Raw genomic sequence first — 16,532 nt, forward strand, 5'->3', positions numbered from 1 at the left:
TCGGCGTTCTTCAGCATGCCGTCCTGATGGATGCCGCTTTCATGGGCAAACGCATTGGCGCCAACGATGGCCTTGTTTGGCTGTACGACAAAGCCGGAAACAGCGGAAACCAGACGCGATGCGTTCATGATCTTGGTGGTATCAATGCCCGTGGTGAACGGGAAGGCATCGTTACGGGTGTTGATCGCCATCACGATTTCTTCGAGTGCGGCGTTACCGGCACGTTCGCCGAGGCCATTGATCGTGCATTCGATCTGACGCGCCCCTGCATTGACCGCCGAGATCGAGTTGGCAACCGCCATGCCCAAATCGTTGTGGCAGTGAACCGACAGGATCGCCTTGTCGATGTTCGGCACGCGGTTAAACAGCATGGTCATCAGTTCGGCATATTCGGTCGGCGTGGTGTATCCAACCGTATCGGGGATGTTGATGGTGGTCGCACCGGCATCAATGGCCGCTTCGACGCAACGGCACAGGAAGTCATGTTCGGTACGCGAACCGTCTTCTGCCGACCATTCAACATCGTCGGTGAACTTGCGCGCCAGTGTCACACTTTCAATCACCTTTTCCAGAACGCGTTCCGGTTCCATCTGCAATTTGTATTTCATATGCAGCGGGCTTGTGGAGATGAAGGTGTGGATACGCTTGTTCTCAGCCGGTTCCAATGCCTCTGCCGCGCGTTCGATGTCGCCCTTGGCGGCACGTGCCAGCGAACAGATGGTCGGTCCTTTGACCTGCTTGGCGATTTCATGGACGGACTGGAAGTCGCCGTTCGATGCGATGGCAAAGCCTGCTTCGATGACATCAACCTTCAGTTCCGCCAGTGCGTGCGCCACGCGCAGCTTTTCATCAAGCGTCATCGATGCACCCGGGGACTGTTCCCCATCACGCAAAGTGGTGTCGAAAATGATGACGCGATTGTCGTTTGCACTAGCCATTATCTTGTTTCCTGATCAAACGGGTCTTTGCCCGGTATGTAAATTCTGTCTGGAAGGAGTGCGGGCCGTCTGGCGCGACTTTTTCCCCTGAGCTGCGGTAAATGGATCGACAAGCTATTCGTGTGATCCGGACCGGCATGATTCGCTCAGGGGCGAGTAAGTCGTAGAGCGCCTAGCTCTGCTAGACCAAGGAGACCGGAAATTAGGTTGAGGGCAGACAGCGCAAGCGCGCGCAAAGCGGTGGCTTCGGCACGGTCGGCATATGCATCAATGTTGCAAATGTCTGCGGTCATCGGTCTTCATCAATTGGCTTTGAATGCCAGCTGTTGCTGGCGACGTCCCCAATTTCGTCGGCGGGCCCCTTCAGGTCAAGTAATTTTTGTACCTTTTGGTCTGTTTTTTGAGTGGAATTTAGCGGGGCCGGGTTTGGCATGTGCGTTTCTGTTACGATATTCGGGCCATTGTGCTGTTTTCGTGCTGTCCGACACAGCAGCCGAAATGTCATTTCGGCCATACCAAAAAGATACTGGTCGGAATTTGACTAATCGGGTAGTGATTTCGTCCCTGATGACGTCACGCCCCCAATGGTGACGGTCAGGGCGGAACGCCATCCAAGCCACAGGAACCATTATGCTGAGTTTGTCGTTGATCGGGGCCTTTATCCCCACGGCCTTCTTTGTCTCCATTACGCCGGGTATGTGCATGACACTTGCGCTGACCCTTGGCATGACAATCGGTCTGAAACGCACACTCTGGATGATGGTGGGTGAACTGATCGGTGTGGGCATTGTTGTGGTTGCCTCGGCACTAGGCGTGGCGGCGATCATGTTGCAGTATCCGGCCGTGTTCGCGGTGTTTAAGTATATCGGCGGGGCCTATCTGGCGTGGCTCGGCATTCAGTTGTGGCGTTCGCGCGGGCGCATGGCAATTTCCGGCGAAGTCGAAGGTGCCAAGACAGCAACAGCCGCCGGGCTGGCAGCACAGGGCTTTGTTACCGCGATTGCCAACCCCAAGGGCTGGGCCTTTATGATTTCCCTGCTTCCGCCATTTATCAGTTTGCAGCATCCCATCGCGCCACAGCTTTCGGTGCTGGTTGCGATCATTCTGGTGACCGAGCTGATCTGCATGACGATGTATGCCACCGGTGGGCGGTCGTTGCGTCGCTTCCTTGAAAAAAGCGGTAACGTGCGCATCCTCAACCGTGTCGCCGGAACATTGATGATCGGCGTGGGCGTCTGGTTGGCAAGTAGCTGATCTGGTGGCCGTTCGCGGCGTTTGGTCGTGCTTTGGGCATTATTTCAACGCGTTGCCTGAATTTGATGTTTGTTTTGTTGTTTCATCATAACAATATGTAATCAAACAACTGTTTTGAGGATTTCCGACCATGCGCGAGATACGCTGTATCGTTTTCGAGGACGGCGAACTGATCAAGGCAATTCTGGCCCATGGTCGACGCACCGGCAAAGCGCTTCCGCCCGGTCAGATCAGCAGCTTTGAGGTGGAACGCAAACCGGAAGTCATCGCGCGTATGACGGTTACTTCTGATGAAGGTCAAAAGCTGATTGTTCCAACCGCAGGCGCAGAACTTGCGGCTGCGATGATTGCCTATTGCATTGATCGCAAGGTCCCGGTGCCGGCAAATGCATCCAAGTCGATTGCAGTTCTGGATGACCATGTGGCGCTTAAAATCACCATGACCGGTGAAAAGGCCCGCTAAGTCAGGTCGACAAGGCAGCTTAGAAACACAAAAGGCGCGCTTGAACAGCGCGCCTTTTTTCTATTCCCTAACACGGCGGGCAGGGCTACCACTGCATCATCTTGCCTTTGAGCTTGCCCATGCGTTCGTCTTCGTTCTTGAAGCTGTGTTGTTCGGAAACACCGTCTTGCACCTTGGTCATCAGCAGCCATTGCTTGACCTTCATGAAGCGCGGGGCTAGGAACTGGTAGGTCTGTTTGACCAGATTGACAGCCTTGGGACCGCGCTCCAGTTCAAGTTCTTCCCACTGTTCGATCAGCGGTTCCCACGCGCGCAGACGTTTATAAAGGTCATCACGCTGGCTTCGGATATATTGGCGCTGCGAAGTGAAGTTACGCAGAACTGACATGATTTCGCCGGTATTGGCATCAAGTTCGTCAAACGTCGTTTCGAATTTCTTTTTGGCGTCGTCAAGCAGTCGGATGGCCTGGGTAACGGTTTCCAGAACACCTTTTTCATGTGCATAGATGCGGCGAAGGTCCTGCAACTTGCGGTCCACCATCAGGATCTTGCGATACTTCACGCGGAGCGTCTCGATATAGGACAACTCATCAGCGACCTGATGCACAAGATTGACGACTTCTTCGCGGTTTTCTTTGCCAAACCCAAGCTTTTCGGCAACTTCGTCAAAAGCCTGGTTGATCTTCTTTTTGGTGTTCGGATCCTCGGCGATCTGCATCAGTTGGTCCGGGTCGGTGATGAGTTCTTCACTCCCCGACATCCAGGTTACCAACTGCATGGTAATACGGTTATAGGCAATCGCCTTGTGATCTTCGTCAACAGCCCATGATGCTTCACCGGTCAGAACTTCAAGCGGCAGGTTGTCGCCCGGGCGCAGGACATTGACAAAGTTAAGCGACTTGTCGATCAGGCTGATCAGATCGCCATCCTTGGATTCCGGATCAATATCGAATTCACGGCAAATCGCCTTAAGCGGCAAAGACACAACCGATCCTTCTGCCATTTTCAGGACAAAAAGAGCTTCGTCTGAGATATCAGACTTCTGAAAGTGGCATTCTTCGAACGTTTTGAAAATCTTGTGTTCTAGCTCGATTTTACGTTCGCTATTGGGTGTCTTCATCTGCTTCTCCGCCCTGCAAAGCCGGTGCAACACATTACTATGTTGTACATCGCAGGTCCGATTGTTAGGTCATCGGTTCTGCTCTTTTGGCCTATTCGGACATGTGTGTTAGCTCGGTGTCTTGGTTGGATCTTGGTTCTATCGTCGAAATCTCTTTTTCAGAGATGCATTTATTGATGCCCTGATTTGGTGTTTTCCATTAGGGCCCTGTCTATTGCATCACGCAGGTGTTTCTACCTTCCTGCTTTGCCATATAAAGAGCTTTGTCCGCCCGGTCCACAAACTCCAATATATTCTCTCCAAGATTATAAGCCGTCAAGCCAATTGAAACGGTTAACTTGCCGAAATCCTTGCCGGTTTTTTTGTTTATAATATGTTGGTTTGACACGTTTTGTCTCAGCTTGTTGGCGAGTTTTGCCGCGTTCTCCAGCTCGGTATCAGGCAGGATGATCGCAAACTCTTCGCCACCATAACGGGCAACGGTGTCTGCACCCTTTGTCGAACTGACCAGCACCCGCGCCACAGCCTTCAGGACCCCGTCACCGGCACGGTGCCCGAAATTATCGTTGAACTCCTTGAAGTGATCGATATCGATCATCAAAAGCGATAATGGCGCGCCGGACTCCATCGTTGTCGTCACCGCGTCGCGCAGCGACGTGTCAAAATTCTTGCGGTTGGCAATCCCGGTCAAGGTGTCGGTCAGGGCATCCCGGCGGACAAGCTCAAGCTCGGTACGGACCCTGAGAACCTCCTTGTGATATTCCTCAAGGCTGCCGTTAAAGGAGCTGTATGTATCACGCGCCTTGCTGGATCTTTCCGACAAGCCACGGCTGACAGACCGTGCGTCCTCCAATGTGATGTCCGAGGCCAGCAACTGCTGTGATGCGACCTCGATATCGCCACAGAAGGTATCCGTCTCCCGCATGACCGACGTTACTGCCATTTCGACACGTTCGACAGCAGACTGCAGCCCCTCGACCCCTTGCTTCAGATGCTGTTGCATCGCGTGGGTGCCGAGGTACTTGTGGTAAATTCGGAAAACAGTCTCTTCATCAAGATCCTGCGTGTTGCGGATCAAGACCTTGATCAACTGACTGAGTTCGGGCACCTCGTCTGTCAGGTAGCTGTAGAAAACATGGTAAACCTGTGGCGTCGGCTGCAAGTTGAGCTCGTTGACGAGCGCCATAACGTTGTGCGCAATGTCGCGTGGGTTTGCGATCTTGGTTGTCGCTGTCACTTCCTGTTATCCGATCCGAATATCATATCCATTCAGTCAAGTGTGTCCCAACTTAGACCCTGCATCGCTACTAACCGATGCTCTAGGGTGCTCGTGCACATTTAGGTGCAAGATATACTTTTTATATTAGGCTTGCTCTATCATCGTCTAAAGCAAGGGGCTTTGTCACGCACTTCTACCCCTCAGACAATGACAAATTCAGACATCCCGAACGAATGGCTTTCTATATTGTCAGGTGACAACGGCGTCTGGCGCTTGACGCCTGAAAAGTCGGTACTGGCATATACGACGCCGGATCGTAGAATGATCACTCTGCCTGCCATAAAAATCTGCTGATTTTATCCATTTTCAGGCTGTCTGGCCTTCTGCTCCAATTGGGCGCAAGAACTTCATTTCATCCTTCCTGACGGTGTGCGGGCAGTCTTTCTATTATCACTATCTGGTATTCAGATCGGGCGACCTTATATGCCTAATAGTCGAATGTTGCCCGGGAACGGCTTGCGCGTGACGGCATCTGTAATAACCACTATGGCAGGGCGTTTAATTGATCCTTGTTACCAGCCGAATAGCGATGCGAGCAGCCCTGTTTGTCGGGCTTTTTGTTGTCTGCGGTCTTGGTGTTTCTGGTGCGAACGCAACTGATGCGGTGCGCGTTGCCAGCAATATCGTGTTCGACGCCAAGTGGAGCCAATATGCTCTTCCCGGTCAGCGACGGTTCATTACCCTGCTTGGCGCGCAACAGCGTCCGGTTGCCTTTGATGTTTTTCCCTATAACCGTTTTCGCGATGCGCTTGATGCGGGGCTGACCGACTGTATTCTTGCATCCCACCCGGCACGTTTTGAAGACACCATTGCCTCAAAAAGCAAGGTTCGCTTCGAACTTCGCGTGTTCCAGCGTATCGGTGCTGATATCCGCACCCTGCCGCAGGTCGATATCGGAATTCTTGCCAATCTGCCAAGGCCGAGTCTGTCGCTGCGTGGCGAGATCGTCTGGCATGATCTCGGAAGTCTCGAGCAGGCTGTCGAGCTGCTTGCGGCCGGGCGACTGACCGGGATCATAGGTGACAGCACCAATATCCGCATGTTTGGCCGAACCGATATCATCGAGGCGGAGCTGCCCCCGGTGATCACCGTCGACATCTCGCTGATCTGCCGCGATACAGAACCCTTACGGGAATTCGTTTCGGCATTTGATTCATCTATGGGTGTGTCGGGTTCTGGGCAGGTGCCGCATGGTGACCTGCGTCACATGGTCGATTACGCGTGGTAGCGAAAAAAGAACTTCATGCATGAATCCATTGCACTAAGCCGAAAATTGGGTAATTATTGAAACGATGCAGTGCATCTTTCAAGTGTGTGGTCGCTCTCTGGTTGATGGTGGTTGCGCTTTTGGTCGGTGTAATGCAGGGACTGTTTTCATGCATTCCTGACTTTGGGGATGCGCATACTAAACTAAGGACGACTACGGATATGGCTACCGGAACGGTTAAGTGGTTCAATGCGACCAAGGGTTATGGCTTCATCACCCCGGACGAGGGCGGCAAAGATGCATTCGTGCACATCACCGCTGTTCAGCGTGCTGGTCTGCAGGGACTTGATGAAGGGCAGAAAATTCAGTTTGAGCTGATTGAAGGTCGCAACGGCCGCATGTCGGCAGAAGAACTCGCCATTCTCTAAATTTCTATCTGGCTTGCAGCTTTCTTTGCTGACAACCGTTAACGCGCCGGCCTTCCGGCGCGTTATGCGTTTTTGGGGCCCGCTTGGTGGTGTCGCCTGAACGCGTGACTTTTATCAAAGCAGCAAACTCTCCGGGCATTCATGATCCTTGATCTTCCTGCCGCACCTGTTGGCGGTGATGCAACCACACAGTCGGAATGGCGCCACGCAGTCAGGCGGGCTTTGCTTGGCTGGCGCGCCGGACTTGATGCGCAAAGCCACCAAAAACTCTCTGATCAAATCCGTGGTCATTTCGCGACCTTCCTCAAGGACCGTACCGCCGCAACAATTGGTTTTTATTGGCCGATCCAGAACGAAATTGATCTGCGTCCGGTGGTCACGGCCCATGTCAAATCTGGCGGGAAGGCAGCCCTTCCGGTGGTTCCGGGCAAGGATCAGGCGATGATCTTTCATGACTGGACGCCTGATACCGAAATGGTGCCGGGCTTTGCGCGGATCCCCGAGCCGGCCAATAGCAAGGAAGTCGCTGTAAATGTGCTACTGGCCCCGTTGGTCGGGTTCGACCCGGCGGGGTATCGTCTGGGATATGGCGGCGGGTTTTTTGACCGGACACTGGCGACGCTTACGCGAAAACCGCTGGTGGTTGGGATCGGATTTGAAGCCACCCGGCTTGATGACATTCTTCCGCATCAATATGACGTGCCTGTCGATGTTCTGATCACCGAACACGGGACGCGCTATATTGACGGGCAGGCCACAGGTGATGCGGACAAACCCGACCAAACATCACCGCCTTGCCATTTAAGTGATTAGGCAGCTTCTTCGCGATTGATGGTTCAGTCGCGCTCGTAAAGGTGTTTGACTGGAAATTCCGGCAGCCACTTTTCGCGCCGGATCGTCCAGAGCTCATAGGTCGGGATGAACTGATCCGGGGCATCCATCGCGCCCAGATGAAGCTCGATCTCGTCATCGCTGCATGAAAACACCGACGACCCGCAATCAGGACAGAAATGCCGCCCCTGATAACTTTGGGTCTTTCCAGTGATCTCGACCGCCGTTTCCGGGAAAATCGCCGAGGCATGAAACAACGCCCCGTGATGCTTGCGGCAATCCATACAGTGACAGAGCCCGACCCGAAGCGGTTCACTTACTGTCTCAAAGCGGATTTTACCGCACAGGCAGCCACCAGAAACCTTTTTCATGCTACGTCCCCGTCCAAAATAGATGCCATCAATGATCAGGCACTTTAAATCGAACCTGTTCGCGCTGCAATTCAGCGACATTGCGGTTGGTCGAAAAGTGTCGTGGAAGGGTTGGGGCAAAGTGGCTGGGGAACCTGGATTCGAACCAGGACTGACGGAGTCAGAGTCCGTAGGTCTACCGTTAACCTATTCCCCAACAGAACTTTGTTTCGCGCGTACTAGACGTGGCGGAGCCGTTTGGTAATGGATCAGGATACGCTTGTCAAGCTGTACTGGGCAGCTTCAGATTTTTGCCAGCATTAGCAGTTTTGTTTGGCAAATTTAAGCTTCTGTATCAGATCAAGTACATCACCAGAACACCCAGGATGACTAAAGTCTAAAGGACCAACTCCGATATTTCTGCCCACTGCATCACAATATTTCTGCAGACATTCAAAGAAATTAACGACGTCTTCTGGCTGATGTAGCCCGAGGCTTTCTGCGGCTAAAACACTTTCCATGTCCAAATGAGACACAAGCCGATTACGTGCGGTTTGTACAAGAGATCTGTATCTCAGAATTTCATCGGAATACTCTTTGATCTCGTTTGTGAATAAATGATGTTGCTCCAGTTTTTGATTGAGATAAGGCAAGGTAACATTGCTTCTTTTTCCTGCAGTTGCAGGGTCCGTTATTTTGCAAACTTGGAGAAAAATATACTCAATCAGAATGTGATTAAGGTCGTTGAAAAACAAGGGCGCAGTATCATGTAATAGCTGAGCTGTGTGTTGGTCGCTTTCAAACATTTGTTCGAATGTAAAATGGCATTGTTTCAGCCAGATACATTCAACTCGGAATGCTTTAAACTCTGTCGGCAACTGGTCCATTCCTAAAAGTGCCTTTTGCAGAACGCTCTACCAGAGCCTGTTTTGAGGTATTTCTCGAAAGCAAATGCCTTGTTCGCGTCTTCGAATCCAAAGGTGTTTATGATCTTCCATGGACCAAAGTTTGCTGTATGCTTGGAGCCTGAGCTGTTTGGTTCGTTGTTATGGCGATACAAACGCTTTGCGACATCTCGCGTGCAGCCGATATAGTAGCGTTCGGGAAACTTTAAACTCTGAAGAATATAGACATATTGCATGTCCGCCATTGACCGCCTCCGCTTAGCTTCGGCGTGTCAGCCTTCGCCGCTTATGAATGTGGGGCGACTACTTGGCATGCCAAGCCGTAGCCTACTTTAGTAGGCGAAGGCTGGCTGGGGAACCTGGATTCGAACCAGGACTGACGGAGTCAGAGTCCGTAGGTCTACCGTTAACCTATTCCCCAACAAAACTTGGTCCACCGTGCGCGACGTGCGGCGCGGTGTGGGCCGCTATGTATAAAACCCGCCCGGTTTTGGCAACCCCTTTTTTGTTTCCATCTGGTCAACCATGCGATTACCGCATACGGGATTTGCCTTGCCGGGGATTGTCGTTACACTCATATAGTTGATTCGCGAGATCGTCACATAAATATCATGATGATCCGCAATATAGAAATTATGCGCGTAACAGAAGGCAGGTTTTCGAACGGTGAAGCACCAATCCCCCCATAGCAACTCGCACAGGGGCAGCAGCCCGGCAGGCGGCGCTGCAATGGGCGGGCATGCCGTGCTTGATGGCCCCGATAAACCGGGCATGCCGCAACCGGGAACCGCCGTTCAGGTCCCCGACGGTGGCGCGAAATCATCGCGCATCGTTGATTGCATTACAGCCCCGCTTTATGCCGCGATTGATTTGGGCAGTTCAAACTGCCGGCTTCTGGTCGCGCGCCCGTGCAATGATGGCTTCAAGGTGATTGATGCCTTTTCACGTGTCGTGCGCCTCGGCGAAGGCGTGCGTGAAAAGGGCTATCTGTGTGAGGCGGCGATGGACCGGGCGATTGATGCGCTTCGGGTCTGTGCCAAAAAACTGCGCCGTCATCCGGGGGCAAAGCTTCGTGCCGTTGCGACCGAGGCCTGCCGCACTGCCAACAATCGTGATGAATTCGTTCGTCGCGTTTTCGATGAAACCGGTATCTCGCTTGATATCATCAATCCGGATGAGGAAAGCCGTCTGGCGCTTCAGGCCTGCTCGGCCCTTCTGGATGAACGTCCCTATGCGGTGGTGTTTGATATCGGTGGTGGCAGTACGGAGATCTGCTGGATCAAGGTCGACAAGACCGGCAAGACCCAGTGCATTGAAACCCTGTCCATGCCGTGCGGTGTTCTGTGCCTGACCGAACGTTATGCCACGGTCGAGGAACGCCGCGAACGGTTTGAAGCCATGCGCACCGAAATCCGCCAGCGTCTTGAAGAATTTGCCAAGCGCAATTGCTGCTCGGACATGCTCGATGATGACAAGGTCCAGATGGTTGGCACATCGGGCACCGTCACCACATTCTGTGGCATTGCACTTGGTCTTGAACGGTATGAACGTCACAAGGTCGATGGGTCTGATCTGCGGTTTGATGACGCAGAACGCGTGACCGAGCTTTTGCTGCGCATGGGATCGGACAAACGCAAGGGTCATCCGTGCATTGGCAATCAGCGCGCCGAACTGATGGATGCCGGGGCGGCGATCTTTGCCGCGATTCGTGATATCTGGCCTTTGGCGACGCTTAAGGTCGCCGACCGTGGGCTTCGCGAAGGTATTCTGGTCGATTTGATGCGCGCAGATGGCCACGCTATTGACCCATGCGACGCACGCCGTCATACAGTGTCGCATATTCCGGCTTCCTCCTGATCGGTTGACATCCATGTCCCGGCAGGTCTGGCCAAAACAGAATTCAGTTCAGGATAAATCATGAGCGACAATCGCAGCGGAAAAGGCGGGCAGCGCCGCCGCAAGGGTTCGGCCATTGCAGCCATCGACACCGGCGCACGCCGTGGCCTGCGTACGCGTGTAAAAAGTGCCAAGGGGCGCAAGATTTCGTCGACCCGCTGGCTTGATCGCCAACTTAATGACCCGTATGTGCAGGAAGCCAAGCGTCTTGGCTATCGTTCGCGTGCGGCCTTCAAGCTGATTGAAATCAACAACCAGTTTGATCTGCTGCAACCGGGCATGCGCATCGTTGACCTTGGTGCGGCCCCTGGCGGCTGGACGCAGGTGGCGGTGGATATGGTCGGCTCCAAACATGGCAAGGGTCAGGTTGTCGGCCTTGATATCCTTGAATGGGAAGGCATTTCGGGTGCGACCTGTTTGCAGGCCGATTTCCTTGATCCTAAGGCGCCGGACATGATCAAGCACGAATTGCAGGGCGCGGTTGATGCCGTAATTTCCGATATGTCACCGGAAACCACCGGTCACCGTCAGACCGACCACATTCGTATTATTGATCTGGTCGAACATGCCTTGCTGTTTGCCGAGGAAGTTCTGGCACCGGGCGGCATTTTCATTGCCAAGGTGTTCAAGGGCGGTACCGAGAACGAGCTTCTTGACCGTGTCAAAAAGAACTTCCGCGTGACCAAGCACGCCAAACCGCCAGCATCCCGCCCCGAAAGTCCCGAGGCCTATCTGATCGCAACCGGCTTCCGCGGCCAGAACAACGCCGAGGACGACATCAGGAATGCCGAAATCCGCGAAGACGACAACTGGTCACCGATCGAATAGGCATCAATAAATTATTCCAATATCCACAATGGGATAGACTGGAATAGTTATAATTCTTCAGGCATTGTTGCGTTACATCAAACCCTGATCGCGCCCAAGGCGTTAATGATCAAGGTGGCAAGAAGTTAGTCTTGCATTCCGGGTGGAACGGGCCATGTGGGGTGGCCATTGCTTGTGGGGTTTATCTGATGAAACAGGACAATCTTAGCCTGACAGGGGTGGAACGTCATTTTGACGAGCATGAGATCATCGTCTCAAAGACCGATCTCAAGGGCAGGATTACATATGCCAATGACACGTTCCTGCGTGTCGCCGGATACCGTGAACGCGATATCCTTGGTCAGCCACACAGCATCATCCGCCATCCTGATATGCCAAGGTCGGTCTTTGCCCTTCTGTGGCAAACCATTGAGGCCGGGCGCGAGATTTTCGCCTATGTGATCAATCGCAGTGCCAATGGCGACCATTACTGGGTCTTGGCCAATGTCACGCCGAGCTTCGGTCCGGATGGCAAGATCATCGGATATCATTCCAACCGCCGCGTGCCGCGTCGTGATGCGGTCGAAAAGGTCATCCCGCTTTATAAGGCGCTGTGTGAAGAAGAGGCCAAGGAAGCCAACCGCAAGGAAGGCATGGCGCGCGGGATCAAGATGGTCACTGACCTGTTGAATGACGCTGGTATGGATTACGACCAGTTTGTCTTTAGCCTTTAGGTCTGCGTTTCCAAGGCTTGCATTTGCGGAAATGAAAAAGGGGCTCGCCTGACGGCAGCCCCATCGACCAGTTTCTAACGGAATGCGCAAAATAAAGCATCAATAAAATCACAGGGCTGTTATGGGCGCACAAAACTTGGCATTTGGGGCATAACGTGTATAAATTCCGCGCCAACTCAGATTAACGAGGTGGCCAGATGACCCGCATTGCCGAAGCCCTGACGTTTGACGACGTATTGATCAAACCCGCAGCATCAGAAGTGCTGCCTGCTCAGGTGCAGACCAACACCCGCATTACCAAGAATATTGAACTCAGAATCCCGCTGCTTTCCTCGGCAATGGATACCGTTACCGAAAGCGCAATGGCGATTGTCATGGCACAGCATGGCGGCATGGGGGTCATTCACAAGAACCTCGATATCGCACAGCAGGCCGAAGAAGTTCGCCGCGTGAAAAAGTTCGAATCGGGTATGGTCGTCAACCCGATCACCATTCATCCTGATCAAACGCTTGCCGATGCGCTCGACCTGATGGATGCCAACCACATTTCCGGCATCCCGGTTGTCGAACGTGGTTCGAACAAGCTGGTCGGCATTCTGACCAACCGCGATGTCCGTTTCGCATCCAACCGCGCACAGCCGGTTTCCGAACTGATGACCCACGAAGGTCTGGTCACGGTCACCGAGAATGTCGATACCACCGAAGCCAAGAAACTCCTTCACCAGCACCGCATCGAAAAGCTGCTTGTTGTGGATGAAGCCTATCGTTGCACAGGCCTGATCACGGTCAAGGACATCGAAAAAGCCAAACTCCACCCGAACGCCTGCAAGGATGAAAGCGGTCGCCTGCGCGTTGCCGCGGCAACTGGCGTGGGCGAGGCTGGCTTTGAACGCGCCGCAGCCCTGATTGAGGCAGGTGTGGACGTTTTGGTCATTGATACCGCACACGGCCATTCGGCCGGCGTGATCAAGGCGGTCGAACAAATCAAGGCCCAGGTTGGCGACACCCAGATCATTGCCGGTAACGTCGCCACCGCAGACGCCGTCAAGGCGCTGGCAGAGGCCGGTGCAGATGCGGTCAAGGTCGGTATCGGCCCAGGCTCGATCTGTACGACCCGTATCGTTGCCGGTGTTGGCGTGCCGCAGCTGACTGCTGTTCTTGAATGTGGTGAAATGGCGCACAAGCTTGATATTCCGATCATCGCTGATGGCGGTATCAAGTTTTCTGGCGACATTGCCAAGGCGATGGCAGCCGGTGCAAGCACCTGCATGGTTGGATCGCTTCTGGCCGGTACTGACGAAGCCCCTGGCGAAGTCATCCTGTATCAGGGCCGTTCATACAAATCCTACCGTGGTATGGGTTCGGTCGGTGCGATGGCACGTGGCTCGGCCGACCGTTATTTCCAGCAGGATGTTCAGGACAACCTCAAACTGGTTCCCGAAGGCATCGAAGGCCGCGTTCCTTACAAAGGCCCGGCAGGTCAGATCATCCATCAGCTGGTTGGTGGTCTTAAGGCATCCATGGGCTATACCGGTTCGGCAACGCTTGCGGACTTCCGCGAACGTGCGGAATTTGTTCGCATTACCAATGCGGGCCTGCGCGAAAGCCATGCGCACGACGTGACCATCACCCGCGAAGCACCGAACTATCGTCCGGGCGGCTGATGGACTTGCGCCTGCTGATTGGCTGACCAGCCTTGCGTTTGACGCTGTTGGCGAATGGTCCTTGCCATGATATGAGGCGCATTCAAATTTCGATGACGGCAGGCCTTCCTGCCGTCATCAGCTTTTTTATCGTAAGGTGTTGGCGCGCTTCCCATATGCGAAGCAGTCTTTCACCCGCAAACAGGTTGGATTTTACGCTTTGAAACCCGGTGCCCGCATAGCAGCCGTTATCGAACTTTACGATGGCTGGACCCATAACCGAGATGACGCCGACCGCGTTGTGTCAGGCTATTTCGGATCACGCCGGTATATCGGCGGCGGGGATCGTCGTGAAATCAGCGAACGTTTCTATAACCTGATCCGTCATCAGGCTCGTCTGGGTTGGTGGCTGGCGGAATGTGATTATCAGTTCCAGGACGGTCGTGCGCGCATGATCGCCGATCTGGTGTTGCATGACGGTTTGACCACCAGCGAGATCGAAGACCGTTTCTGTGGTGAACAATTCTGCCCCGACATTTTGCGTCCCAATGAAAAGCATCTGATCAACAAGCTTTCGGGCACAACACTTGATCATGATGCGCAGCCCGGTGCGGTAAAGGCCGAATTGCCGAAATGGCTTTATACCGAACTGATGAAGCTGCATCACGAAAACCTTGCCGCCGAAATGGCGGCGTATAACCAGCCGGCCAAACTTGATCTGCGCGTGAACCGCCTGCGCGGTAGTGTTGAAGATGCGATCAAGTCGCTGAAGGCTGATGGCATCAAGGATATCGAACGCACGCCCTATGCCCCCAATGGCCTTCGTTTGCCGCTTGGTTTGAACATGCTGGTTACGGCGGCCTATAAAGACGGCCTGATCGAAATCCAGGACGAAGCATCGCAGATTTGCGTGCATCTGGTCGATGCCAAGCCGGGCATGACGATTTTGGATATGTGTGCGGGCGGTGGCGGCAAGACGCTTGGCCTTGCGGCGGACATGCGCGGCAAGGGCCGTATTCTTGCCTGTGACACCCATGGCGGTCGTCTCGACAATGCGCGCAAACGTGCACGCCGTGCCGGGGCAGGCGATTGCATCCAGCAACGCATCATCGCCGATGAACGTGACAGCTGGCTTCGTAACAAGTCGGGCTTTTTTGACCGGGTGTTGCTTGATGTGCCGTGCTCGGGCCTTGGGACGCTTCGTCGTAACCCGGCACTGCGCTGGCGGATTGGGCAGCGTGACTTGCGCGGCCTGATGGCGGAACAAAGCAAAATCCTTAAGGCCGGTGCCGCCAAGGTCACCAAGGGCGGGCGCCTGATTTATGCGACCTGCTCGATCATGCCCGAGGAAAACGAACGTCTGATCGAAACCTTCATGCGCGATCGCAAGGATTTCAAACCGGTGCCGGTTAATGAAATCTGGCCGGATGCGCCGAAATCAGTGCCTGTACCGGGCGGCAAGGACAAGCCGTGGCTGCGTTTGTCGCCAAACGTCCATGGCACGGATGGTTTCTTTGTTGCGGTGTTCGAACGCACCGCAAAAGGCAAGGTAAAGTAATGACACTGGCGGTAATGGCATATGGAAACCAGTCCCAGCCTCACACCGCCCTTGTTCTGCCTGCAAATCAAAAGGCCCTGCGAGTGATGCTCGCAGGGCCGATTTTGTTTAACCGTCAACGCGCTTATGCGTTACTCGGTGGTCTGTACCGGCTCGTCAAAGATGGTGCCGGTGCCAGTTGCGCTACCGTCGCTTCCTTTGGACGCGTCGCCGTTCTCAAGGTTTTTCATGCCCGGAACGATTTCTTCGGCACTATCAGGGATCAGGTCTTTGCCGTTTTGCGCAGGTGCGGTTTCCTCGGTGCCAATGAGCGGCAGGCTGGTGCCGCCGTCTTTCTGGGTCATGGCGATGGCGGTTGCCGTGCCGGCAATCAGAATAAGGCCCGCGACGGCCATGGCGATTTTGCTACCGGTGGAAGTGCTCATGATGATGTGTCCCTTGCGTTGATCAATCGTTTGATGCTCGTGCTTGGACGCGGTGTTTCCCGCGTTCCGTTAGCTCAGATACTGCGCGCCCATTGCGCGGAAAAAAGGGACCAATTGTGGGGTTTTCGGGGTGCTCTGCGCGCAAATCCGCCGCAATTGCACCGAGACACCCGTAACAACAAGACAAGTTTTTTGAATGCATCGTTGGGGGACCATCTGCGCCGGGTTGCCCATCACGATGGTTTGGCGTATGTACGGCGCAACCCAATCTTCGACGGAGATACGGCCCGATGACTGATCGCGTGCTGATTATTGATTTCGGATCCCAGGTCACCCAGCTGATCGCACGTCGCGTGCGCGAAAGCGGTGTCTATAGCGAGATCCATCCTTTTAACAACATCTCGGACGTGTTCCTGGATGAATATGCCCCCAAGGCCGTGATCCTTTCGGGTGGCCCGGCGTCTGTGCATTGGGACAAGGCCCCTTCGGCACCGGTAAAGGTGTTTGAGCTCGGCGTGCCGGTTCTGGGCATTTGCTATGGTCAGCAGACCATGGTCAATCAGCTGGGCGGCAAGGTCGCGACCTCTGATCATCGTGAATTTGGTCGTGCCTTTGTCGACGTGATCGAGGATTGCGATCTTTTCAAAGGTGTCTGGGCCGAGGGTGCCCGCGAACAGGTCTGGATGAGCCACGG

Annotated in this window: 18 protein-coding genes and 2 tRNA genes; 11 read left to right on the forward strand and 9 right to left on the reverse strand. The window is 54.0% G+C overall.

Features of this window, described 5'->3' with window-relative positions:
* Positions 1 to 938 (reverse strand): 2-isopropylmalate synthase (locus B2T33_RS11455; protein WP_286792054.1); only part of this gene is annotated, 938 nt, incomplete at its 3' end.
* A 630-nt stretch (positions 939 to 1,568) separates the two neighbouring features.
* On the opposite strand from B2T33_RS11455, the gene B2T33_RS11460 reads away from it, so the two are divergent.
* Positions 1,569 to 2,192, forward strand: a complete 624-nt coding sequence (locus B2T33_RS11460) for a LysE family translocator (protein WP_008892092.1) — start codon at positions 1,569 to 1,571, stop codon at positions 2,190 to 2,192.
* Between the two features lie 130 nt (positions 2,193 to 2,322).
* The gene (locus B2T33_RS11465; protein ID WP_008892093.1) at positions 2,323 to 2,655 is read left to right on the forward strand and encodes a hypothetical protein; all 333 of its coding nucleotides are present in this window, start codon (positions 2,323 to 2,325) and stop codon (positions 2,653 to 2,655) included.
* A gap of 85 nt (positions 2,656 to 2,740) precedes the next feature.
* Here the strand turns inward: B2T33_RS11465 and B2T33_RS11470 are convergent, their stop codons facing one another.
* Together B2T33_RS11470 and B2T33_RS11475 are read right to left on the reverse strand one after the other, a co-directional pair.
* The gene (locus B2T33_RS11470; RefSeq protein WP_063090275.1) at positions 2,741 to 3,775 is read right to left on the reverse strand and encodes a hypothetical protein; all 1,035 of its coding nucleotides are present in this window, start codon (positions 3,773 to 3,775) and stop codon (positions 2,741 to 2,743) included.
* Positions 3,776 to 3,986: 211 nt separating this feature from the next.
* A complete protein-coding gene (locus B2T33_RS11475) occupies positions 3,987 to 5,012 on the reverse strand; it encodes a GGDEF domain-containing protein (protein WP_286792055.1) in 1,026 nt (341 codons plus the stop codon).
* Between the two features lie 571 nt (positions 5,013 to 5,583).
* Here B2T33_RS11475 and B2T33_RS11480 point away from each other — a divergent pair.
* From B2T33_RS11480 to B2T33_RS11490, 3 genes are all read left to right on the forward strand, one after another.
* Positions 5,584 to 6,282 carry a hypothetical protein gene (locus tag B2T33_RS11480; protein WP_286792056.1) on the forward strand — a complete coding sequence of 233 codons (699 nt, stop codon included), beginning with the start codon at positions 5,584 to 5,586 and terminating at the stop codon, positions 6,280 to 6,282.
* Positions 6,283 to 6,482: 200 nt separating this feature from the next.
* A complete protein-coding gene (locus B2T33_RS11485; protein WP_008892097.1) occupies positions 6,483 to 6,689 on the forward strand; it encodes a cold-shock protein in 207 nt (68 codons plus the stop codon).
* Between the two features lie 141 nt (positions 6,690 to 6,830).
* Entirely contained in the window at positions 6,831 to 7,502 is a 672-nt protein-coding gene (locus tag B2T33_RS11490; RefSeq protein ID WP_286792057.1) for a 5-formyltetrahydrofolate cyclo-ligase, read from the forward strand.
* A 23-nt stretch (positions 7,503 to 7,525) separates the two neighbouring features.
* Here the strand turns inward: B2T33_RS11490 and B2T33_RS11495 are convergent, their stop codons facing one another.
* The 5 genes from B2T33_RS11495 to B2T33_RS11510 all read right to left on the reverse strand — a co-directional run bounded on the left by B2T33_RS11495 (position 7,526) and on the right by B2T33_RS11510 (position 9,196).
* A complete protein-coding gene (locus B2T33_RS11495) occupies positions 7,526 to 7,891 on the reverse strand; it encodes a GFA family protein (protein ID WP_286792058.1) in 366 nt (121 codons plus the stop codon).
* Between the two features lie 122 nt (positions 7,892 to 8,013).
* Positions 8,014 to 8,087: transfer RNA gene (locus B2T33_RS11500), tRNA-Gln, on the reverse strand.
* Between the two features lie 103 nt (positions 8,088 to 8,190).
* Positions 8,191 to 8,757: a hypothetical protein gene (locus tag B2T33_RS11505; RefSeq protein WP_197145382.1), complete on the reverse strand. Its 567-nt coding sequence runs from the start codon at positions 8,755 to 8,757 to the stop codon at positions 8,191 to 8,193.
* 2 nt (positions 8,758 to 8,759) lie between these two features.
* Positions 8,760 to 9,020, reverse strand: a complete 261-nt coding sequence (locus B2T33_RS20395) for a GIY-YIG nuclease family protein (protein ID WP_008892349.1) — start codon at positions 9,018 to 9,020, stop codon at positions 8,760 to 8,762.
* 102 nt (positions 9,021 to 9,122) lie between these two features.
* Positions 9,123 to 9,196: transfer RNA gene (locus B2T33_RS11510), tRNA-Gln, on the reverse strand.
* Between the two features lie 245 nt (positions 9,197 to 9,441).
* Here B2T33_RS11510 and B2T33_RS11515 point away from each other — a divergent pair.
* From B2T33_RS11515 to B2T33_RS11535, 5 genes are all read left to right on the forward strand, one after another.
* Positions 9,442 to 10,632, forward strand: a complete 1,191-nt coding sequence (locus B2T33_RS11515; protein WP_232308479.1) for a Ppx/GppA phosphatase family protein — start codon at positions 9,442 to 9,444, stop codon at positions 10,630 to 10,632.
* Positions 10,633 to 10,692: 60 nt separating this feature from the next.
* Positions 10,693 to 11,499 carry an RlmE family RNA methyltransferase gene (locus B2T33_RS11520; RefSeq protein WP_082923611.1) on the forward strand — a complete coding sequence of 269 codons (807 nt, stop codon included), beginning with the start codon at positions 10,693 to 10,695 and terminating at the stop codon, positions 11,497 to 11,499.
* A gap of 188 nt (positions 11,500 to 11,687) precedes the next feature.
* A complete protein-coding gene (locus B2T33_RS11525) occupies positions 11,688 to 12,212 on the forward strand; it encodes a PAS domain-containing protein (protein ID WP_040824713.1) in 525 nt (174 codons plus the stop codon).
* A 197-nt stretch (positions 12,213 to 12,409) separates the two neighbouring features.
* Positions 12,410 to 13,876 (forward strand): IMP dehydrogenase, encoded by a 1,467-nt coding sequence (gene guaB, locus B2T33_RS11530; RefSeq protein WP_197145381.1) that lies wholly within the window; start codon positions 12,410 to 12,412, stop codon positions 13,874 to 13,876.
* A gap of 199 nt (positions 13,877 to 14,075) precedes the next feature.
* Positions 14,076 to 15,413 (forward strand): RsmB/NOP family class I SAM-dependent RNA methyltransferase, encoded by a 1,338-nt coding sequence (locus tag B2T33_RS11535; protein ID WP_197145380.1) that lies wholly within the window; start codon positions 14,076 to 14,078, stop codon positions 15,411 to 15,413.
* A gap of 131 nt (positions 15,414 to 15,544) precedes the next feature.
* Here B2T33_RS11535 and B2T33_RS11540 read toward each other — a convergent pair whose 3' ends face one another.
* The gene (locus tag B2T33_RS11540; protein ID WP_064790493.1) at positions 15,545 to 15,838 is read right to left on the reverse strand and encodes a hypothetical protein; all 294 of its coding nucleotides are present in this window, start codon (positions 15,836 to 15,838) and stop codon (positions 15,545 to 15,547) included.
* Between the two features lie 290 nt (positions 15,839 to 16,128).
* Here B2T33_RS11540 and B2T33_RS11545 point away from each other — a divergent pair.
* Positions 16,129 to 16,532 (forward strand): glutamine amidotransferase-related protein (locus tag B2T33_RS11545; protein WP_414716638.1); only part of this gene is annotated, 404 nt, incomplete at its 3' end.

Origin of the sequence: Thalassospira sp. UBA4513, assembly GCF_002388495.1 — a bacterium.
In the GTDB taxonomy this organism is placed as follows: Bacteria; Pseudomonadota; Alphaproteobacteria; order Rhodospirillales; family Thalassospiraceae; genus Thalassospira; species Thalassospira tepidiphila.